Raw genomic sequence first — 17,114 nt, forward strand, 5'->3', positions numbered from 1 at the left:
ACGTCAGCCTGGCGCGGCACTTCCCTTCGAATGAGACGAATACGCCGCGTTGAATCGGCACAAGCGCAGTGGCGCCCGGGGAACCCCGGGCGCCACTGCGACACCTGGACTGGCTCGGGTCAGAGCCCCAGGCCGGTCAGCAGGCGGTTGAGCAGGGCGGAGATGCCGGTCAGTGCACCGTTCCCGTCGAGCAGGCCCGCGACAGCGCACACGAGGTTGCCGAGCAGGTTGCCTGCCCCCTGCGCCGTCGTGATGTCCAGAACCACTGGCGCGAGGTCGATCTGGAGCCCGAGAAGGTTCAGGTCCAGAGGGCCCAGGTCGAGGTTGAGGATGTCGCAGGTGCCGTTGGCGTCGAGGCTCTGGATCGGCGCGGTGAAGGTGGTGCCGCCATCCGCCATCCCGACCCCTGATCGACAACGCAAACTGACGTACCCGCAGGTACCGCAAACGCTCGGGGTCCGTGCGGCCCCGGGGCCCTCCCGCATCGAGCGCGGTGACAGGTCTGTTGTCACCGGGGGGTTGACACATCGCGGCTCGCGCCGTCACCGTGGAGCACATGGAGCGTCAACCCGGGGGTGACACTTCGCCCGCCTCGACAGCCGCGGAGCCCGCCGGGCACCTGCCGGGGTGGGACGCGCTTCCTGCCTACCGCGACCCAGCCGACCCCGGCACGGCGGGCGTGCTCGCCCGGCTGCAGGGTGCCGGGCTGACCCCGAAGGACGTCCTGACCGCGCTGCGCGACGCCGGCGACGCCCTCCACGAACAGGCGACCTCTGACGAAGCCGAGTGGGCCCAGCAGGTCGGCGGCCCGCTCACCGTCGCACTGCTCGCGGCGGAGGTGGGCGCCCTTGCGGCCCACCTGGGCACGCGGGCCGCCGCCGTCAGGTCGCGGGCCGTGAGGGAGCTGCTCGACGAGTACAGCGCGGTGGCCGTCGCCGAGGCCCTGGGAGTGTCCCGGCAGAAGGTCTACGACATCGCCCGCGAGGTCGACCGCCCACCGTTCATCCGGACCAGCCCCTGGAGGCAGCCATGATGCAGGAGACCGTTCCGCTTCCGGACCCGGCCGTTCAGCCCCTGGTCCACCCCGATGACGTCCCGCAGGCACGAGACCTGTGGCGGCGGGCCTGGCTGTTCTCCCTGGCCGGCAGCGGCTGCGCCCTGTTCCTCCTGGGGTCCGTCATGTGGGCCGCCACCGGAACGTGGCTGGCGCCCACCCTCGCCGTGCTGACCACCGGCGCCGTTGCCTGGTTCAGCCAGCACCGCCTTGCCCAGGCCGCTTGGGACCACATCCCGCAGCGCCGGCAAGACCGCGACCGGCCTGAGGCGCCACGCCGCCGTGCCCTGTCGCACCTCGTGGATGCCCTTGCCCTGGGCTGTGGCGCGATGACCTTGGTCCTGTGGGCGGCGCAGGCCCAGCAACCTCGCGGCGTGCAGGACTACCTCGTCGGGGCTGGCACCGCGCTCGTCGTGCTGGTCGCTGGCAGCAGCGTGCGGCTGGTTCGGACGCGGCACGGCCGCCACCAGGCCTGGGTGCCTTCACTGCTGGTCCTCGTGGTGGCCGCCCTGAGCCTCCTCGCTGCAGCTGCCTGGCTCACCAGGGGCGGCACGCCAGACACGGTGGCGCTGCTCTGTGGGGCACTGACGCCGCTGGTGGTGGCAGGTGCACCGTGGGCGAGGCCGCGACGCGCCAGAGCCGCCTCGATCCACTCGTCCTGACCAGCCCGGCCACCCGGAGCTGTCAGGGGCTGCGGGTGCGAGAGCGCTGCCTGCACCACCACCCACCGATGAGGGTCTCGAGGGGTGCCGAAGGCCCGGGCCGCTTTGCGGGTGCCCTCGGCGGCAGGGGAGGATGACTCACCCGGAAACCCCGCCGAGAGGACTCATCGACGTGGCAGGACGGCACGCCCACAGACATCGCGGTGACGGCCCGACCCCTCCGAAGGTCCTGGCCGGCGTCGGTGCGCTGCTCATCCTCGTCGCGCTCGCCATGGTGTGGCTCTGGCCGGACGGCTCGGTGGAGGCGCCCGGCGGCAGTGCCCAGCAGGTCGAGGGCGTGGTGGCCAGCATCGCGCAACAGCCCTGCCCGCAGCGACCGACCGGGAGTCCCGGAGGGGCACCAGCCCCGCAGGGTCCCTGCGGCACGACCCAGGTGCGCCTGACCACCGGCGACGGCGAGGGCAGCACGGTCACGGTGCCCCTCCCGACCGGCACCGGCGCGCCGAGCGTCGCGGTGGGCGACGAGGTCGCGCTGTCCTACTCGGCGGGCAACCCGCCGGGCACCCAGTACGCCATCGTCGACCACCTGCGGGGCACCCAGCTGTGGGTGCTCGCCGGTGCGTTCGTGCTGGCCGTGGTGGCGTTCGGGCGGTGGCGCGGGGTCTCCGCGCTGCTGGGGCTGGCCTTCACGTTCGCCGTCATCCTGGGGTTCGTGATCCCGGCCATCCTCGACGGCAAGCCGCCGCTGGCCGTCGCGATCGTCGGGTGCGCCGCCATCGTGCTGGTCGTGCTGTACCTCACCCACGGCATCGGTCGAACCACCACCGTCGCCGTGGCGGGCACCATCGTCAGCCTGCTCATCACCGGGGTCCTGTCCGTGGTTGCCGTGCAGACGATGCAGCTCGCCGGAGCTGCCGATGACAGCTCGTTCGCTGTCGGCCAGCTGCACGGCGTCAACCTGCGTGGCCTGCTGTTGGCGGGCATCCTCATCGGCTCCCTCGGCGTCCTCGACGACGTGACGGTCACCCAGGCCGCCACCGTCCAGGAACTGGCCGAGGCCAACCCTGACTACAGCACGGGAACCCTCTACCGAGCCGCCATCCGCGTCGGACGAGCACACATCGCCTCGGTCATCAACACCATCGTGCTCGCCTACGCCGGAGCCTCGCTGCCACTGCTCGTCCTCGTGGTGGCGCTTGACGACCCGATCGGGCAGGTGCTGTCCGACCAGCTCGTGGCCACCGAGCTGGTGCGAAGCATGGTGGGGACGATCGGCCTCATCTCCGCCGTGCCGGTCACGACGGCTGCCGCAGCGTTCGTCACTCGCCGAACCAGCCGGGGGGCCGGGGAGGCGAGAGTGCGGGTCCGGACCTAGCCTCCGACGAGTCGTCAGTCGCCTCCGTTGACGGCCTTGATGATCGTGAACGGAATGCCGAAGACCATGGCCGCCGTGAACTGCTCCACCCGGTCGCGCGTCGTGACCGTCGGCTGACACTCGGGTGAGAGCCGACGGTGGTGCAGGATCTCGCCGTGCGGCTCCTGGGGGGCCGGGCACGCCCACAGCTGCTGCGGCTGCGCACCGGCCGCGAACCAGGCTCCGAGCAGGAGGTACAGCACCAAGGCGGTCGCCAAGACCTTCAGCGTGGTCGTCACGCCCCCCTACAACGCCGGAGGTGTCGCGGGGTTACACCGCGCAACCGGTCGCGGTTCGCACGGCTCACGTGGGCCCCCACCCCTACGGGTCGGTGCTCGGACTCGCCCGCACCTTGCTGCTCCTGGTTGCCCAGCGACGTAGCGTCTGATCATGCGATCCGATGACACCGTGTCGTCTCTCGGCCACGGCCACGGCCACGGCCACGCCGGGGCGACGCACCGCTGGCGCCTGCGCCTCGCGTTCGGACTGGTGGCCGGCTTCTTCGTCGTGGAGCTCGTCGCAGGCCTGCTCTCGGGGTCGCTGGCCCTGCTCAGTGATGCCGGCCACATGGCCGCTGACGTCGTCGCGCTGGGCGCAGCCCTGGTGGCGACCCGCATCGCCACGCGTGAGGACACGACGGGCCGGCGCACCTTCGGCTCCTACCGCGCCGAGGTCTTCGCCTCGGGCCTGGCCGTCCTCCTCATGCTCGGCGTCTCGGTCTACATCGCGCTCGAAGCCGTCGGGCGGATCGGTGCGAGCTCGGAGGTCGCGGCGGGGCCGATGCTGCTCGTGGGCGCCCTCGGCCTGGTCGTCAACATCGTGGCGCTTCTGCTGCTGCGCGGTGGCGCGCAGGAGAGCCTCAACGTCAAGGGCGCCTACCTCGAGGTGGTGGCCGACGCGCTCGGCTCGGTGGGTGTGATCGTGGCCGGCACGCTCGTCGCGGCCACCGGCGAGGTGTGGTGGGACACCGGCATTGCCCTGGCCATCGCGGTCTTCGTCGCGGTGCGCGCGGTGATGCTCGGCCGTGAGGTGCTCGCGGTGCTCGGTCAGCACGCGCCCAGTGGGATGCACCCCGACGAGGTGGCTGCCGAGCTGGAGCGCATCCCCGGCGTGGTCGACGTCCACGACCTGCACGTGTGGACCCTGACCTCGGGCATGAACGTCGCCACCGCGCACCTGATGACCGACCGGGATGCCGACGCGCACGCCGTGCTCGACCAGGCCAGCCAGACGATGAAGGCGAGGTTCGGCGTCGAGCACGCCACCTTGCAGGTCGAGCCCGACACCCACACCGGGTGCAAGGAGGTGGCCTGGTGACCGTCGGGACGGGGCAGCTGCTGGCGGGCGTGCCTCAGGCGGCGCCTCCCTGCACCGGTATGCCGGCCAGGCGCCACTCGAGGATGCCCTCGTCTGCCCGCTTCGCGTGCAGGCCGTGGGCGGCGAGGAGTCGCACCGCGTCGTGGGCCAGGACGCAGTAGCGGCCGCGGCAGTAGGCGACGATCTCGGCGTCACGCGGCAGCTCCGCGATCCTGTCGGCGAGCTCCTCCAAGGGGATGCTCACGGCACCGGGCAGGTGGGCCGACTCGAACTCGGTGGCCGGGCGCACGTCCAGGATCACGGTGTCGCCGTCGCCGAGCCGTCGCCACAGCTCCGCGGTGTCGACGGCCTCGGTGTCGTCGGGGCCGAGGTAGGCGCGGCGGGCGAGCTCGGTGTGCGGACGGCGCTGCTGGGCGACCTGGCGCAGGTGGGCCCACAGGCCGGCCACGTCGTCACCGGCGAGGGAGTAGTAGATGCGCTTGCCCCGGCGGCGGGTGGCGACCAGGCCCGCCTCGCGCAGCGACTGCAGGTGCGCTGAGCAGGTGCTCATGCCGAGCTCCGCCGCGGCGGCCAGCTCCTCGACGCTGCGGGGCCCCTGGGCGAGCAGGTCCAGCAGCTCGAGCCGCTTGGGGTTGCCCAGGACCTTCCCGACCGCGGCGAACTCCGCGTACAGCGCGTCCTTGGCCTGTCGCTCACCCATGGAGGGCCACCTTCCTGTCGGCCGCGGGCCCACCGGTTGGCGCCGGGCGGTGGTGCGTCTCGTACATGCGCACCGCGACGACCAGCCCCGAGACGGCGGTCAGGGCCGCCACGGCCCACACGGCGGCACGGACCCCGAGCAGGTCGGCGACGATGCCTGCCAGGAGCGCGCCGACCGCGAACCCGCCGTCGCGCCAGAGCCGGTAGATCCCGACCGCGCGGGCCCGCCAGGCTGGGTGGGCGACGTCACCGATCGAGGCCAGCAGGGTGGGGTAGACCAGGGCGGTGCCCGCGCCGAGCAGGGCGGCGGCGACGGCCCAGGCGGCGAACGCGTCGGCCAGGGCGACCAGGCCGAGCGCGACCGTCTGGAGCCACATGCCGGAGGCGATGAGCCACTTGCGGCCCCACCGGTCGGACAGGGCGCCGGTGGCCAGCTGCCCGGCGCCCCACACGGCCGGGTAGAGGGCGGCGAGGATGCCGATCCTGGCCACGGAGAGGCCGGCGCCGGCGAAGAGGATCGGGAAGAGTCCCCACGCGAGGCCGTCGTTGAGGTTGTTGACCAGGCCGGCCTGGCTCGCCGAGGACAGGGCCGGCTCGCGGAAGCTGGTCTGGGTGAAGACCTGCCGGTCGGTGAGCTCACCGTGGAGGTGGTCGTGCCTGCCGTCGGCACGCGCGACGTGGTTGGCCGCCTCGAGCCGGGCGTGCTCGCGGGTCTCCCGCACCGCGAGCGTCGACAGGCCCAGGCCAAGGGCCGCGAAGGCGACCCCCAGCAGGAACGGTGCCGGCCGCAGGCCGTAGGTCTGCGCGAGGTATCCGGTGGCCAGCGCGGTGACCGCCACCGCGGCATACCCGGCGGCCTCGTTGAGGCCCATCGCGAGGCCGCGCCGAGCCGGGCCGACCAGGTCGATCTTCATCACCACGGTGGTCGACCAGGTCAGCCCCTGGCTGATGCCCAGGAGCACGTTGGCGAAGATGACCCAGCCCCAGGTCGGCGCCCAGATCAGCAGCAGCGGCACCGGCACGGCCACGAGCCAGCCGGCCACCAGGACGGGCTTGCGCCCCCAGCGGTCGGACCAGGCGCCCGCGACGTAGTTGGTGCCGGCCTTGGCCAGGCCGAACACGAGGATGAACGTCAGGCCGGCCGTGTGGGCGCGCAGGCCGAACTCCTGCTCGCCGAGCAGGGGGAGCACGGTGCGCTCCTGGCCGAGCATCCCGCCGACGAGCGCGTTGACCGCGACCAGGAGGCTGAACTGGGCCGCGTTCTGACGAAGGCCCAGCTGCAGGGAGCTCGCCGTCTTCATTCCATCATTCTACATATGTTTGGAATGAAGACGGCCAGCGCCGGTCACGGCTTGCGGCGGCGGGAGGGCCGGGTGGCCCACCACGCGATGGCCCCCAGCACCACCACCACCAGGAGGGCTGCGACCCACCCGCTCAGGCTGCCGACGCCGGTGTCGACGGCGGCCCGGGGAAGAGCGGTGGCCGGGGAGATGGAGAGGTGTGCGGTCGTCGGCACGGCTCCTCCTTGTCAGCGGGTCGGGGTGAAGCGGCGCAGTCGCAGGCTGTTGCTCACGACGAACACCGAGCTGAACGCCATCGCGGCCCCCGCGATCAACGGGTTGAGCAGGCCGAGCGCCGCCAGCGGCAGGGCCGCCACGTTGTAGGCGAACGCCCAGAACAAGTTGCCCTTGATGGTCCCCAGCGTGGCACGGGCCAGCCTGATCGCGTCAGGCGCCGCCCGCAGGTCGCCGCTGACCAGGGTCAGGTCGGAGGCCTCGATCGCGACGTCGGTGCCGGTGCCCATGGCCAGGCCGAGGTCGGCCTGCGCCAGCGCTGCGGCGTCGTTCACGCCGTCGCCCACCATGGCCACCACGGCGCCTTCGTCCTGCAGGCGCTTGACCACGTCGACCTTGTCGGCCGGCAGCACCTCGGCGACGACGTCGTCGGGGGAGATGCCGACCTGTTCGGCCACGGCCCTGGCCGCCCGGGCGTTGTCGCCCGTCAGCAGCACCGGCCGCAGACCCAGCTCGCGCAGCTCGGCGACGGCCTGCGCCGACGACTCCTTGACGGTGTCGGAGACGACGACGACCGCCCGGACGGCTCCGTCCCAGGCCACCCACACGGGCGTGCGGCCCTGCGCCTCGGCCGACTCTGCGAGCCGGATGAGGGTGTCGGGCGCGGCCAGCGACCACTGCTCGGCCAGCCACGACCGGCGTCCGGCCATCGCCGCGCGGCCGTCGACCACGCCGGAGACGCCGTTGCCGCCGTGGCCCTCGAAGCCCTCGACCGGGGCCAGCGTGTGTCCGGCCTCCCGGGCGTACCCGGCGACCGCGCGCCCGATGGGGTGTTCGGAGGCGTCCTCCAGGGCGCCGGCGACCGCCAGCACCTCCTCGGCAGACTCGCCCTCGGCGGCGTGCACGTCGGTCACGCTCATCTGCCCGGTGGTGACGGTGCCGGTCTTGTCGAGCACGACCGTGTCGACCCGGCGGGTGGACTCGAGGATCTGCGGGCCCTTGATGAGGATGCCGAGCTGCGCGCCCCGACCCGTGCCGACGAGCAGCGCGGTGGGCGTGGCCAGCCCGAGGGCGCAGGGGCAGGCGATGATCAGCACCGCGACGGCGGCGGTGAACGACGCCGTGGCCGAGTGCCCCGTCAGCAGCCAAGCCGCCAGCGTCGCCAGGGACAGGCCGATGACGATGGGGACGAAGACGGCGGAGACCCGGTCGGCGAGGCGCTGCACCTCGGCCTTGCCGTTCTGCGCCTCCTCGACCAGCCGCGCCATCTGGGCCAGCTGGGTGTCGGACCCGACCCGGGTGGCCTCCACGACCAGCCGTCCGCCGGCGTTCACGGTGGCGCCGACGACCGCGTCGCCGGGGCCGACCTCGACCGGCACCGACTCGCCGGTCAGCATCGAGGCGTCGACCGCCGAGGTGCCGCTGACGACCACGCCGTCCGTGGCGATCTTCTCTCCGGGGCGCACCACGAACTGATCGCCGGTGGAGAGCCGGCCCACCGGCATGCGGACCTCGGTGCCGTCACGCAGCACGGCGACGTCCTTGGCGCCCATGTCGAGCAGGGCCCGCAGGGCGGCGCCGGAGGTGCGCTTGGCGCGGGCCTCGAAGTAGCGGCCCGCGACGATGAACGTCGTGACGGCCGCGGCCACCTCGAGGTAGATGTGGGCGTCGCCGCCGGCGCGGCTGGGCAGCAGGTCGAACGGCATCCGCATGCCGGTGGTGCCGGCGTGCGTGAAGAACAGTGCCCAGAGCGACCAGAGGTATGCCGCGCCGACGCCGACCGAGATCAGCGTGTCCATCGTGGCGGCGCCGTGGCGCAGGTTGGTCCAGGCGGCGCGGTGGAAGGGCAGGGCGCCCCAGACGACGACGGGCGAGGCGAGGGTCAGCGACAGCCACTGCCAGTTGTCGAACTGCAGGGCCGGCACCATCGACATGAGCAGCACCGGGACCGTCAGGACGGCAGAGACGACCAGCCGCTGGCGCCAGGCCGCAGCCTCCTCGTCCTTGGCGCGCTGGCCGGCGTCCTCGGTGGGCTGGTCCTGCGAAGGTGGGGCGGGAAGGGCGGCGGTGTAGCCGGTGGCCTCGACGGTGGCGACGAGGTCCTCGGGGGCGACGTCTGCGGAGAAGTGCACCCGGGCCTTCTCGGTGGCGTAGTTCACGCTGGCCGAGACGCCCGGCATCCTGTTGAGCTTCTTCTCGATGCGGGCGGCGCACGAGGCGCAGGTCATGCCCCCGATCACGAGCTCGACATCGCGGCTCTGCTGCGCGTCGTCCACGTGGGTGGTCATGGGTGCCGTCCTTCCCGCCCCTGTCGGGGCGCGCTGCTGGTTCAGGCGAGCTGGTAGTCGCCGGCCTCGTCGAGGGCCGCCGCGACGTCCGACTCGCTCACGGGGGAGTCGCTGGCCACGGTCACCGCAGAGGTGCCGCCGGCGACGAGGTCGACCGTGACGTCGGTGACGCCCGGGATCTCCTTGAGCTCGCTGCTGACGGCGCTCACGCAGTGGCCGCAGGTCATGCCGGTGACGCTGAAGGTCTGGGTGCTCACAGGGCTCTCCTTGGCTTCGGTGGTGCGGTTGGTGGTGGTGGCGGTGGAGCAGCAGGCGCAGCCTCCGCCGGTGTCTGCCATGGGCAGCTGGTTCATCTCGTGTCCTTCCCTCTCCCGTGGTGGTGGTTCATGACCGGACCAGCCGCGCGATCGCCGCAGAGGCCTCGGTGACCTTCTCGTCGAGCTCCACCGGGTCGCTTGCGGCGTGCGCCATGCAGTGGCGCAGGTGGTCGTCGAGCAGGCCGAGGGCCACGGCCTCGAGGGCCTTGGTGGCGGCGGAGACCTGCGTGAGGATGTCGATGCAGTAGGTGTCGGCGTCGACCATCCGCTGCAGCCCGCGGACCTGGCCCTCGATGCGGCGCAGGCGCTTGAGCTGGGCGTCCTTGTTGTCGATGTAGCCCGGGATGACGGCGGGGTGCGGCTCGTGCTCGGTCATGGTCGTGCCTCCTTCAGACGCCGCAACCATACCCCTATGGGGTTTATTCCGCGGCGGGTGGGTAGGTCATCAGTCTGCGGAGGCGAGTCGGGCGCGGCGAGGCCTCACCCGTCACGGATGAGGCCACTCGGCGTCGGACTGCCTAGCCTCGAGGCGCACGCTGATCATGGCCGGCCACCCGACGGCGCGGGGCAGCAGCGGTCTCGGGCCGAGTCGACCCATCCGTCGGGCCGCCGGACCCTCACAGCCGGTGGCGCCCGGGTGCCCTCGTGCGAGCAGGAGGCCGCTGCCGGACAACGACAAGCGCAGGCCGACGGAACCGAGAGGACTGGTTCCCATGAGCTCGAACACCATTGAACGAAACACGGAGTCGGTCGGCACGGGTCGGCGCGACGTGGGGCTCGCCGGCGGGCTCCTGGTCGCGGGCTTCCTGGTCAACGCCGTCTCGACGCTCTTCCACCCGGCGGGGGACGAGGACAACCACCCGGTGATCTTCACCGAGTACGCGACGAGCGACAGCTGGGTCACGGTGCACCTGGGCCAGTTCGTGGGCGTCCTGCTGGCCCTGGCTGGGCTGCTCGTCCTCGCCCTCGCCACACGCACGGCCGGGCGGCCGAACCTGCTCTCACATTTCGCAGCCGCGCTGACCGTGGCCACGGCCGCGACCTGGGCGCTGCTGCAGGGCCTCGACGGCGTCGGTCTCAAGCAGGCGGTCGACGCCTGGTACAGCGCGACCGGGATGGAGAAACCCATCCGGCTGGCCAGTGCAGAGACGGTCCGCTGGCTCGAATGGGGCTTCCAGAGCTACTTCCGCCTCCTGATGGGCGGGGCGTTGCTGCTCCTCGGCGCGGCGGTGCTCGCCGGCCGGCGGGTGCCCGGCTGGCTGGGCTGGACCGCCCTGCTCGCCGGCGTGGTCTCCACGGCCATGGGGGTGGACGTGGGCTACAGCGGACTCGCGAGCGAGCTGCAGGACCTGCTCAGCCTCGCGTTCCTGGTGGTCGTCCTCGTCTTCGCCGTCGGTGTCCTCGTGACGGGAGCTCGGGAACGGGGCGGGGCGGTCTCCGCGGTCGGGCGCTGACCCGCCGCATCACGGAAGGGGCCGGGCGATCTCGCCCGGCCCCTGCCGTGATGTCCTGCGCTGTCGCGGCGTCGACGTCAGTGGCGGCGCTCCACGGTGAGGCTGCGACGGCCGAGGAGCAGCAGCAGGCCGGCCAGCAGCAGTCCGGCGCCGAGGCCCACGGGCTCCCAGGCGCTCGAGCCGGTGTAGGCAAGGCTCTTCGACGGCCCGTCCTCGGTGGCCGCGACGCCCGCGCCGGTGCCGGTGGTGGAGGCCGCGGAGGCGGTGACCGTGACGGTGCTGACCGGTCCCGCCACGGTCTTCGTGACCGTGCTGGTCTTCCCGGCCAGGGTCACCGTCTCGCCGGGCAGGGTCACGGTCTGCGCGGGCAGGGTGACGGTCTGACCGGCGACCGTGACGGTCTCCCGCGGCAGCGTCACCGTCTGGCCGGGCAGGGTCACGGTCTGCCCCGGCTCCGTGACCGTCGGCCCGGGGACCGTCACGGTGCTGGTGACCGTCTCGGTCACCGTCGACGTCGCGGTGGACGTGCTCGTGGTTGTCGTGGTGCTCGTGGTCGGGGTGGGGGAGCCTCCGCACGCCGCACGGATCTGCTCTGCGGTGCCGTCGCGGCCCTCGATCAGGTCGCCCGGGTGGTTCTCATGGCCGTTGCTGTTGCCGGACGGGACGAGGCTGCCGTTGTGGCAGACCACCAGGTCACCGGGTGCGGCCGCGGCGGTCGCCAGGGGGAACAGTGCGACGACGAGACCCAGGGTCCCGGCGGCGGCCATGACGCGTGTCTTCATCGAGGTGCCTCTCGCTCTGGCGATTCCGAGGTGGTGCCGATGAGTTCCCCCACGGTCACGCGCACGGCGTGCGCCGACCGGACGATCCCCCTGCTTGCTGTCCCCGATATCGCTGAATCGTGTGGCATCGGGCGTTTCCGAAGCCAGTGCACGAGAGTCTGGAAGTGGCCCTTGGAAACGTCAAGAGATAGTAAAGAGCATGCCAAGGATCGGTCATCGAGAGGCAAACGATGGCAAAGTGGCCCGACTCGACGTGTTGGGCACCAGTGCCGCGGATCGGTCTGCCCGCCTATGTCTGAATGCTCCCGAAGGACGGCTCCCGCAGGCGGAGGGGTGCCGGGGAGACCGCCCTCGCCATGTGTGGACGAATGCCCTAGCGGGGCCTCGTCCCTTTGTATGAGGCGCAGCCGCGGGGCTGGCTCAGATCCAGCTGGGGAACCACATGCGGTCCGACCACTGCAGCTGCGGGATCACCTGCGCGGTGTAGATGGGCCAGAACCACGCGAACAGGGCGAGGGTCAGCAGCAGGTAGCCGCCGACGGCATACAGGCCCCACTGGCGCCGCCGCCACGACGCGCCACGCCTCCCGAGCACCAGGCCGAGCACGAACACCACGCCCAGCACCACCCAGGGCTCGAAGGCGATCGAGTAGAACGAGTAGATCGTGCGGTGCTGGTAGTTGAACCAGGGCAGGTAGCCGCCGGCCAGGCCCGCGAGCACGGCGCCGGCGCGCCAGTCCCGGCGCAGCAGCCAGTGGTAGAGGAGCACGAAGACCGCGATCGCGCCCAGCCACCAGATGGAGACCGTGCCGATGGAGGTGATCGCCTTGGAGCACTGCTCGACCGCGCAGCCGTCCTGGCCCTTCTTCGGGCCCTCGTAGAAGAAGGAGGTCGGACGCCCCTGGACCATCCACGACCACGGGTTGGTCTTGTAGGGGTGGTCGGAGGTCAGCCCGACGTGGAAGGTGTAGATCTCCTGGTGGTACTTCCACAGGGACAGCAGCGGGTCAGGCACCCAGCTCCACCCCCAACGCGGGTTCTCCGCCGCCCACTGGCGGTCGTAGCCCGCGGTCGAGCGGAACCAGCCGACCCAGGAGACCAGGTAGGTGGCCAGCGTCGCACCCACCAGGGCGAGCGCGGCGAACAGGCCGTCCTTGACGATGGTCGCCCAGAACCAGTGCCGCACCCCGGCCGCACGGCGGGCACCCATGTCCCACCAGACGGTCATGAGCCCGAAGGCCACGAGGAAGAACAGCCCCGACCACTTCGTGCCGGCGGCGAGCCCGAGGCAGACGCCCGCCACCCAGCGCCACGGGCGCGCACCGAGCCACGGGCCCCAGCCCAGGCGTGACGGCAGGCCGGCGGGGGAGCGGGCCGCCACGCGCTCGGCGAGCAGGGACCGCGACCGGTCGCGGTCGATGAGCAGCGCGCAGAACGCCGCCAGCGCCCAGAACATCACGATGATGTCGAGCAGCCCGGTGCGCGAGTGCACGAAGTGGTGCCCCTCGAAGGCGAGCAGGAAGGCCGCGACGGTGCCGAGCAGGGTCGAGCCGAACATCCGCCGCGCCGCCCGCCCGATCATGAGGATCGACAGGGTGCCCAGCAGGGCCACGGAGAAGCGCCAGCCGAAGGACGAGGTCTGCCCGAAGAGCCACTCGCCGCCCGCGATGACCCACTTGCCCACGGGAGGGTGCACCACCAGGTCACCCTCGGTGCCGAACACGTCGGGCGTCCCGTTGGTGAAGAGCTCGTCGGGCTTCTTCAGCGAGTCGGGCACCCGCATCTCGACGCCGTGGCGCAGCATCGAGACGCCCTGCTTGACGTAGTAGGTCTCGTCGAACACGAGCTGGTCGGGGCGGCCGAGCGACCAGAAGCGCATGAGGCCGCCGACCAGCGCCAGGGCGAGCGGGCCCGCCCAGCCCCAGAACACGTCGGTCGGCCGGTATCCGAGCAGGCGGGATCGCAGCTGCTCGGTGCGCGTCATGGGCGCCATCGTAGAGGGGCGCCCGCACCTGAGAGGATCAGCCGGTGACCGCCAGCACCGGTGTCCTCGTCCTCGCCGCCACCCCGATCGGTGACCCGCGTGACGCGGCGCCCCGGCTGGGGCAGGAGATCGCCACCGCTGACGTGGTCGCGGCCGAGGACACCCGCCGCCTCAAGCGCCTGTGTTCCGACCTCGGCGTCGCGCCCGGGGGTTCGGTCGTCAGCTACCACGAGCACAACGAGGCGAGCCGCACCCCGGAGCTGGTCGAGCGCCTGCGTGCCGGCGCGCGGGTGGTCGTCGTGACCGACGCCGGTATGCCGTCGGTGTCGGACCCGGGGTACCGCCTGGTCGCTGCGGCCGTCGACGCCGGCGTCCACGTCACCTGCGTTCCCGGCCCGAGCGCGGTGCTCATGGCGCTCGCGGTCTCCGGCCTGCCGGTCGACCGGTTCTGCTTCGAGGGCTTCCTCTCCCGCAAGGGCGGCGAGCGGGCCCGCGCGCTCGAGGCGCTCGCGGACGAGCGCCGCACCATGGTCTTCTTCGAGGCCCCGCACCGGATCGAGGCGTCGTTGCGCGCCATGGCGGAGGCCTTCGGGCCGGAACGGCCGGCAGCGGTGTGCCGCGAGCTGACCAAGACCTACGAGGAGGTCCGGCGCGGAGGCCTCGCCGAGCTGGCCGACTGGGCGGCCGAAGGCGTCAAGGGCGAGATCACGGTCGTGGTCGCCGGGGCGCCCGCGCGCGCGGCGTCCGTCGAGGAGGTGCTGCCCGGCATACAGGAGCGGGTCGCGGCGGGTGAGCGCCTCAAGGACGTGTGCGCCGACGCGGCCGCGCGGACCGGCCTGTCGAAGAAGGCGCTCTACGACGCGGCCGTCCGCGAGTCGAGGTAAAACCGCCGGGGACCACCGGCGTTTCCACGTCGACCCGGGAGCGGGAAAGGCCGCTCAGAGCCAGGAGAGGCGGTCGCGCAGCAGCGTGTAGCCGACGAAGGCGACCACGTCGAGCATGGTGTGCGCCACCACGAGGGGGCCGACCCGGCGGGTGCGCGTGTAGACCCAGCCGAACAGCAGCCCCATCGCGATGTTGCCCACGAAGGCGCCGAAGCCCTGGTAGAGGTGGTAAGTCCCGCGGATCAGCGCCGAGAGCCCCACGACCAGCGGCACCGACCAGCCGACCTGTCGCCAGCGCGTGAAGAGGTAGCCGACCATGACGACCTCCTCCAGCACCGCGTTCTGGGCGGCGGCCAGCACGAGGACCGGCAGGGTCCACCAGTGCTCGCCCAGGTTGGCGGCAGCGACGGTGGTGTTCAGCCCGAGCGACCGGGCGCCGGCGTAGAGGGCCAGGCCGGGCAGTCCCACGGCTGCGGTGAGCAGCAGGCCCCGCAGCAGGTCCTGGCCGGGCCGGCGCAGGTCGGCCCCGATGGCGTGGTGGGCGTCGGGGTCGGACCGGCGCAGCAGGTGCAGGGCCAGGAGAACGGGCACGAGGGCCAGGCCGATCCCGGCCAGCTGGTAGGCCAGGTCGAGCCACGGCCGGTCGGGGGTGACCGACGAGTTCATCGCCGTGGTCTGCTGGTTGAGCGCAGCCTCGGCGGTCACCTTGCGGATGATGCTGAGCACCGACCACACGGCCGAGGCGCCCAGGCTGACGCCCAGCACGAGCCAGGTCTCCGTGAGCACCTGGCGGCGGCTCAGCGACTCCGCCGGCACTGACGCGGCCGCGCTGGCGGTGACCTCCCCGGAGCTCATGGGCGCCAGCGTATGCCGCGGGGCCGCGTGCCGGCGCCGCCCACCGCGGTGCCGGGTCGGTGTCCGGTCAGGCCGGCACCCCGCCGCGACGCCTGCGCCATCGGCGCACCCTGAGGCTGCCGGCGATGAGGGCCCAGGCCAGCAGGACCAGGCCGATGAGGCACAGGATCGGGGCGAACAGCGCGGCCAGGCTCAGGCCCACCGAGGCGCCGTCCTCGGCGGTGGAGACCACCGGCGCGCCGAGGCCGCCGGTGCCCATGTTGACCACGGGACGGGCCGCGACCTTGCCGGTGTGCACGAGCCCGGAGACCACGACGCCGAGCACGATGCCGACCCAGGGGTGCTCGGCCATCCAGGTCGAGCTGTCGATCTCGGCCGCCGCCGAGGTGGCGGCGAACATCAGGCCGCCCATGGCCGGGCGGATGAACGTCTGCACGGCGTCGTTGACCGTGTCGACGGCGGGGATCTTGTCGAGGACGACCTCGCTGAGCAGCAGCACGGCGCCGATGCCGATCGCCCACCCGCTCTCGATCCACGCGTAGGACGCCGGCAGGGTGATGAGGTCGGTGAACCGCGCCACCAGCGCGACGATGAGGAAGGGGATGTAGGCGTTCAGGCCCGCGGCTGCGGACAGCCCCATTCCCGTGAGGGCTTCGATCACAGGACGAGTCTGGCGCACGAGGACCCGGACGTCGCCTCAGTCGCCCTTCACGTTGATCGCCTGGCGCAGCGTGTGCCGCACGCGGACGAGGTCGGCGGAGTCGGCCATGACCTGGTCGATGTCCTTGTACGCCTGCGGGTGCTCGTCGAGGAAGGCGTCGGTGTCGCGGTACTCGATGCCGGCCATGGCCCGGCGCAGCTGCTCCCGGCTGAAGCGACGGCGGGCCGCGGTGCGGGAGAACTGCCGGCCGGCGCCGTGCGGGGCGGAGCACAGCGACAGCTCGTTGCCGAGTCCCTCGACCACGTAGGAGCGGGTGCCCATGGAGCCCGGGATGAGGCCGAGCTGTCCCTTGCGTGCCTCGATGGCGCCCTTTCGGGAGACCCAGACGGAGCGGCCCGAGTGCGTCTCGCGCTGGGTGAAGTTGTGGTGGCAGTTGACCCGCTCGGCCTCGGCGACCGGCTCACGCAGGAACTCGCCGAGCTGGCGGATGACCCGGTCCATCATCTCCTCGCGGTTGAGCAGGGCGTAGTGCTGGGCCCAGTGCAGGTCGTGGATGTAGGCGTCGAACTCGGCGGTGCCCTCGGTGAGGTAGGCCAGGTCGCGGTCGGGCAGGTCGACCCGGTCGCGCTTCATGATCCGCCGGGCGATGTCGATGTGGTGCTGGGCGAGCTTGTTGCCCACCCCTCGCGAGCCGGAGTGCAGGAAGGCCCAGACGCGGTCCTGCTCGTCGAGGCTCACCTCGATGAAGTGGTTGCCCGAGCCGAGCGAGCCGAGCTGCTCGCGCCAGCGGTCGGAGTAGCGGTGGGGGTCGAGGCCGATCGCCTCGGCCTCCTTCTCCAGCAGGGCGACCCGCGGCGCGGCGGTCTCCACGATGCGCCGGTTGGCCGCGCCGGCGGACAACGGAACGGCCCGCTCGATCGCACCGCGGAGGGCGCGCAGGGGCTTGCCCGCCAGGTCAGGGGCCCGGAACTGCGTCAGCACGGCGATCATCCCGCAGCCGATGTCGACCCCCACGGCGGCGGGGATGATCGCCCCGTCGGTCGGGATGACCGACCCGACCGTGGCGCCGAGGCCCGGGTGGGCGTCTGCCATCAGGGCGACGTGCGGGTGGACGAACGGGAGCTCGGCCGTGCGGCGAGCCTGCTCCAGCGCCTGGGCGTCGACCACCGAGGCCCAGCTGACGAGCCTGGGGCTGATCCGCTCCATGCCCACCATCGTGCACCCCGAGGG

General features: G+C 72.3%; 19 protein-coding genes. 6 read left to right on the top strand and 13 right to left on the bottom strand.

From position 1 onward, the window contains the following. Nucleotides 1-119: 119 nt before the first annotated feature. Nucleotides 120-398: a hypothetical protein gene (locus tag P0Y31_RS15015; RefSeq protein WP_275870774.1), complete on the bottom strand. Its 279-nt coding sequence runs from the start codon at nt 396-398 to the stop codon at nt 120-122. Between the two features lie 158 nt (nt 399-556). Between P0Y31_RS15015 and P0Y31_RS15020 the strand changes: the two genes are divergently transcribed. From P0Y31_RS15020 to P0Y31_RS15030, 3 genes are all read left to right on the top strand, one after another. Then, nucleotides 557-1,033 (top strand): hypothetical protein, encoded by a 477-nt coding sequence (locus P0Y31_RS15020; protein WP_275870776.1) that lies wholly within the window; start codon nt 557-559, stop codon nt 1,031-1,033. Continuing rightward, on the top strand, nt 1,030-1,716 hold the full coding sequence (locus tag P0Y31_RS15025; RefSeq protein WP_275870778.1) for a hypothetical protein: 687 nt from the start codon (nt 1,030-1,032) through the stop codon (nt 1,714-1,716). The genes P0Y31_RS15020 and P0Y31_RS15025 overlap by 4 nt, the downstream gene beginning before the upstream one ends. A gap of 172 nt (nt 1,717-1,888) precedes the next feature. Next, nucleotides 1,889-3,091 (top strand): YibE/F family protein, encoded by a 1,203-nt coding sequence (locus tag P0Y31_RS15030; protein WP_275870780.1) that lies wholly within the window; start codon nt 1,889-1,891, stop codon nt 3,089-3,091. Between the two features lie 14 nt (nt 3,092-3,105). On the opposite strand, the gene P0Y31_RS15035 is transcribed toward P0Y31_RS15030, so the two are convergent. Next, nucleotides 3,106-3,369 (bottom strand): hypothetical protein, encoded by a 264-nt coding sequence (locus P0Y31_RS15035; protein ID WP_275870782.1) that lies wholly within the window; start codon nt 3,367-3,369, stop codon nt 3,106-3,108. Between the two features lie 151 nt (nt 3,370-3,520). On the opposite strand from P0Y31_RS15035, the gene P0Y31_RS15040 reads away from it, so the two are divergent. After that, nucleotides 3,521-4,447: a cation diffusion facilitator family transporter gene (locus P0Y31_RS15040; protein WP_275870784.1), complete on the top strand. Its 927-nt coding sequence runs from the start codon at nt 3,521-3,523 to the stop codon at nt 4,445-4,447. A gap of 34 nt (nt 4,448-4,481) precedes the next feature. Here the strand turns inward: P0Y31_RS15040 and P0Y31_RS15045 are convergent, their stop codons facing one another. The 6 genes from P0Y31_RS15045 to P0Y31_RS15070 form a co-directional block, all read right to left on the bottom strand. After that, nucleotides 4,482-5,147 carry a metalloregulator ArsR/SmtB family transcription factor gene (locus P0Y31_RS15045; RefSeq protein ID WP_275870786.1) on the bottom strand — a complete coding sequence of 222 codons (666 nt, stop codon included), beginning with the start codon at nt 5,145-5,147 and terminating at the stop codon, nt 4,482-4,484. After that, entirely contained in the window at nt 5,140-6,447 is a 1,308-nt protein-coding gene (locus P0Y31_RS15050; protein WP_275870788.1) for an MFS transporter, read from the bottom strand. The genes P0Y31_RS15045 and P0Y31_RS15050 overlap by 8 nt, the downstream gene beginning before the upstream one ends. 44 nt (nt 6,448-6,491) lie before the next feature. Continuing rightward, on the bottom strand, nt 6,492-6,662 hold the full coding sequence (locus P0Y31_RS15055) for a hypothetical protein (protein WP_275870790.1): 171 nt from the start codon (nt 6,660-6,662) through the stop codon (nt 6,492-6,494). Nucleotides 6,663-6,674: 12 nt separating this feature from the next. Then, the gene (locus P0Y31_RS15060) at nt 6,675-8,948 is read right to left on the bottom strand and encodes a heavy metal translocating P-type ATPase (protein WP_275870792.1); all 2,274 of its coding nucleotides are present in this window, start codon (nt 8,946-8,948) and stop codon (nt 6,675-6,677) included. Between the two features lie 41 nt (nt 8,949-8,989). Beyond that, nucleotides 8,990-9,205 (bottom strand): heavy-metal-associated domain-containing protein, encoded by a 216-nt coding sequence (locus tag P0Y31_RS15065; RefSeq protein WP_275870794.1) that lies wholly within the window; start codon nt 9,203-9,205, stop codon nt 8,990-8,992. 127 nt (nt 9,206-9,332) lie between these two features. Further along, nucleotides 9,333-9,641 carry a metal-sensitive transcriptional regulator gene (locus P0Y31_RS15070; protein WP_275870796.1) on the bottom strand — a complete coding sequence of 103 codons (309 nt, stop codon included), beginning with the start codon at nt 9,639-9,641 and terminating at the stop codon, nt 9,333-9,335. A 337-nt stretch (nt 9,642-9,978) separates the two neighbouring features. Between P0Y31_RS15070 and P0Y31_RS15075 the strand changes: the two genes are divergently transcribed. Continuing rightward, nucleotides 9,979-10,719 (top strand): hypothetical protein, encoded by a 741-nt coding sequence (locus tag P0Y31_RS15075; RefSeq protein WP_275870798.1) that lies wholly within the window; start codon nt 9,979-9,981, stop codon nt 10,717-10,719. A 77-nt stretch (nt 10,720-10,796) separates the two neighbouring features. On the opposite strand, the gene P0Y31_RS15080 is transcribed toward P0Y31_RS15075, so the two are convergent. Together P0Y31_RS15080 and P0Y31_RS15085 are read right to left on the bottom strand one after the other, a co-directional pair. After that, nucleotides 10,797-11,501 (bottom strand): hypothetical protein, encoded by a 705-nt coding sequence (locus tag P0Y31_RS15080; RefSeq protein WP_275870800.1) that lies wholly within the window; start codon nt 11,499-11,501, stop codon nt 10,797-10,799. A 420-nt stretch (nt 11,502-11,921) separates the two neighbouring features. After that, nucleotides 11,922-13,484 (bottom strand): phospholipid carrier-dependent glycosyltransferase, encoded by a 1,563-nt coding sequence (locus P0Y31_RS15085; RefSeq protein ID WP_275870802.1) that lies wholly within the window; start codon nt 13,482-13,484, stop codon nt 11,922-11,924. 44 nt (nt 13,485-13,528) lie between these two features. On the opposite strand from P0Y31_RS15085, the gene rsmI reads away from it, so the two are divergent. Continuing rightward, complete coding sequence (rsmI, locus tag P0Y31_RS15090) at nt 13,529-14,368, top strand: 16S rRNA (cytidine(1402)-2'-O)-methyltransferase (protein ID WP_275870804.1); 840 nt, start codon at nt 13,529-13,531, stop codon at nt 14,366-14,368. 54 nt (nt 14,369-14,422) lie between these two features. On the opposite strand, the gene P0Y31_RS15095 is transcribed toward rsmI, so the two are convergent. The 3 genes from P0Y31_RS15095 to P0Y31_RS15105 form a co-directional block, all read right to left on the bottom strand. After that, on the bottom strand, nt 14,423-15,223 hold the full coding sequence (locus P0Y31_RS15095) for a CPBP family intramembrane glutamic endopeptidase (protein ID WP_275870806.1): 801 nt from the start codon (nt 15,221-15,223) through the stop codon (nt 14,423-14,425). A gap of 67 nt (nt 15,224-15,290) precedes the next feature. Beyond that, complete coding sequence (locus tag P0Y31_RS15100; protein ID WP_275870808.1) at nt 15,291-15,884, bottom strand: DUF4126 domain-containing protein; 594 nt, start codon at nt 15,882-15,884, stop codon at nt 15,291-15,293. 36 nt (nt 15,885-15,920) lie between these two features. Further along, nucleotides 15,921-17,090, bottom strand: coding sequence for an RtcB family protein (locus P0Y31_RS15105; RefSeq protein ID WP_275870810.1), 1,170 nt, complete (start codon nt 17,088-17,090; stop codon nt 15,921-15,923). Between the last annotated feature and the right edge of the window lie 24 nt (nt 17,091-17,114).

This window comes from Knoellia sp. 3-2P3 (genome assembly GCF_029223115.1).
In the GTDB taxonomy this organism is placed as follows: domain Bacteria; phylum Actinomycetota; class Actinomycetes; order Actinomycetales; family Dermatophilaceae; genus Pedococcus_A.

Coding starts and splice junctions, on each gene's coding strand:
- P0Y31_RS15045 (WP_275870786.1), bottom strand. CDS start 5,147: ATGGGTGAGCGACAGGCCAAGGACGCGCTGTACGCGGAGTTCGCCGCG.
- P0Y31_RS15050 (WP_275870788.1), bottom strand. CDS start 6,447: ATGAAGACGGCGAGCTCCCTGCAGCTGGGCCTTCGTCAGAACGCGGCC.
- P0Y31_RS15070 (WP_275870796.1), bottom strand. CDS start 9,641: ATGACCGAGCACGAGCCGCACCCCGCCGTCATCCCGGGCTACATCGAC.
- P0Y31_RS15105 (WP_275870810.1), bottom strand. CDS start 17,090: ATGGAGCGGATCAGCCCCAGGCTCGTCAGCTGGGCCTCGGTGGTCGAC.
- P0Y31_RS15085 (WP_275870802.1), bottom strand. CDS start 13,484: ATGACGCGCACCGAGCAGCTGCGATCCCGCCTGCTCGGATACCGGCCG.
- P0Y31_RS15020 (WP_275870776.1), top strand. CDS start 557: ATGGAGCGTCAACCCGGGGGTGACACTTCGCCCGCCTCGACAGCCGCG.
- P0Y31_RS15060 (WP_275870792.1), bottom strand. CDS start 8,948: ATGACCACCCACGTGGACGACGCGCAGCAGAGCCGCGATGTCGAGCTC.
- P0Y31_RS15095 (WP_275870806.1), bottom strand. CDS start 15,223: ATGAGCTCCGGGGAGGTCACCGCCAGCGCGGCCGCGTCAGTGCCGGCG.
- P0Y31_RS15015 (WP_275870774.1), bottom strand. CDS start 398: ATGGCGGATGGCGGCACCACCTTCACCGCGCCGATCCAGAGCCTCGAC.
- P0Y31_RS15075 (WP_275870798.1), top strand. CDS start 9,979: ATGAGCTCGAACACCATTGAACGAAACACGGAGTCGGTCGGCACGGGT.
- P0Y31_RS15080 (WP_275870800.1), bottom strand. CDS start 11,501: ATGAAGACACGCGTCATGGCCGCCGCCGGGACCCTGGGTCTCGTCGTC.
- P0Y31_RS15040 (WP_275870784.1), top strand. CDS start 3,521: ATGCGATCCGATGACACCGTGTCGTCTCTCGGCCACGGCCACGGCCAC.
- P0Y31_RS15025 (WP_275870778.1), top strand. CDS start 1,030: ATGATGCAGGAGACCGTTCCGCTTCCGGACCCGGCCGTTCAGCCCCTG.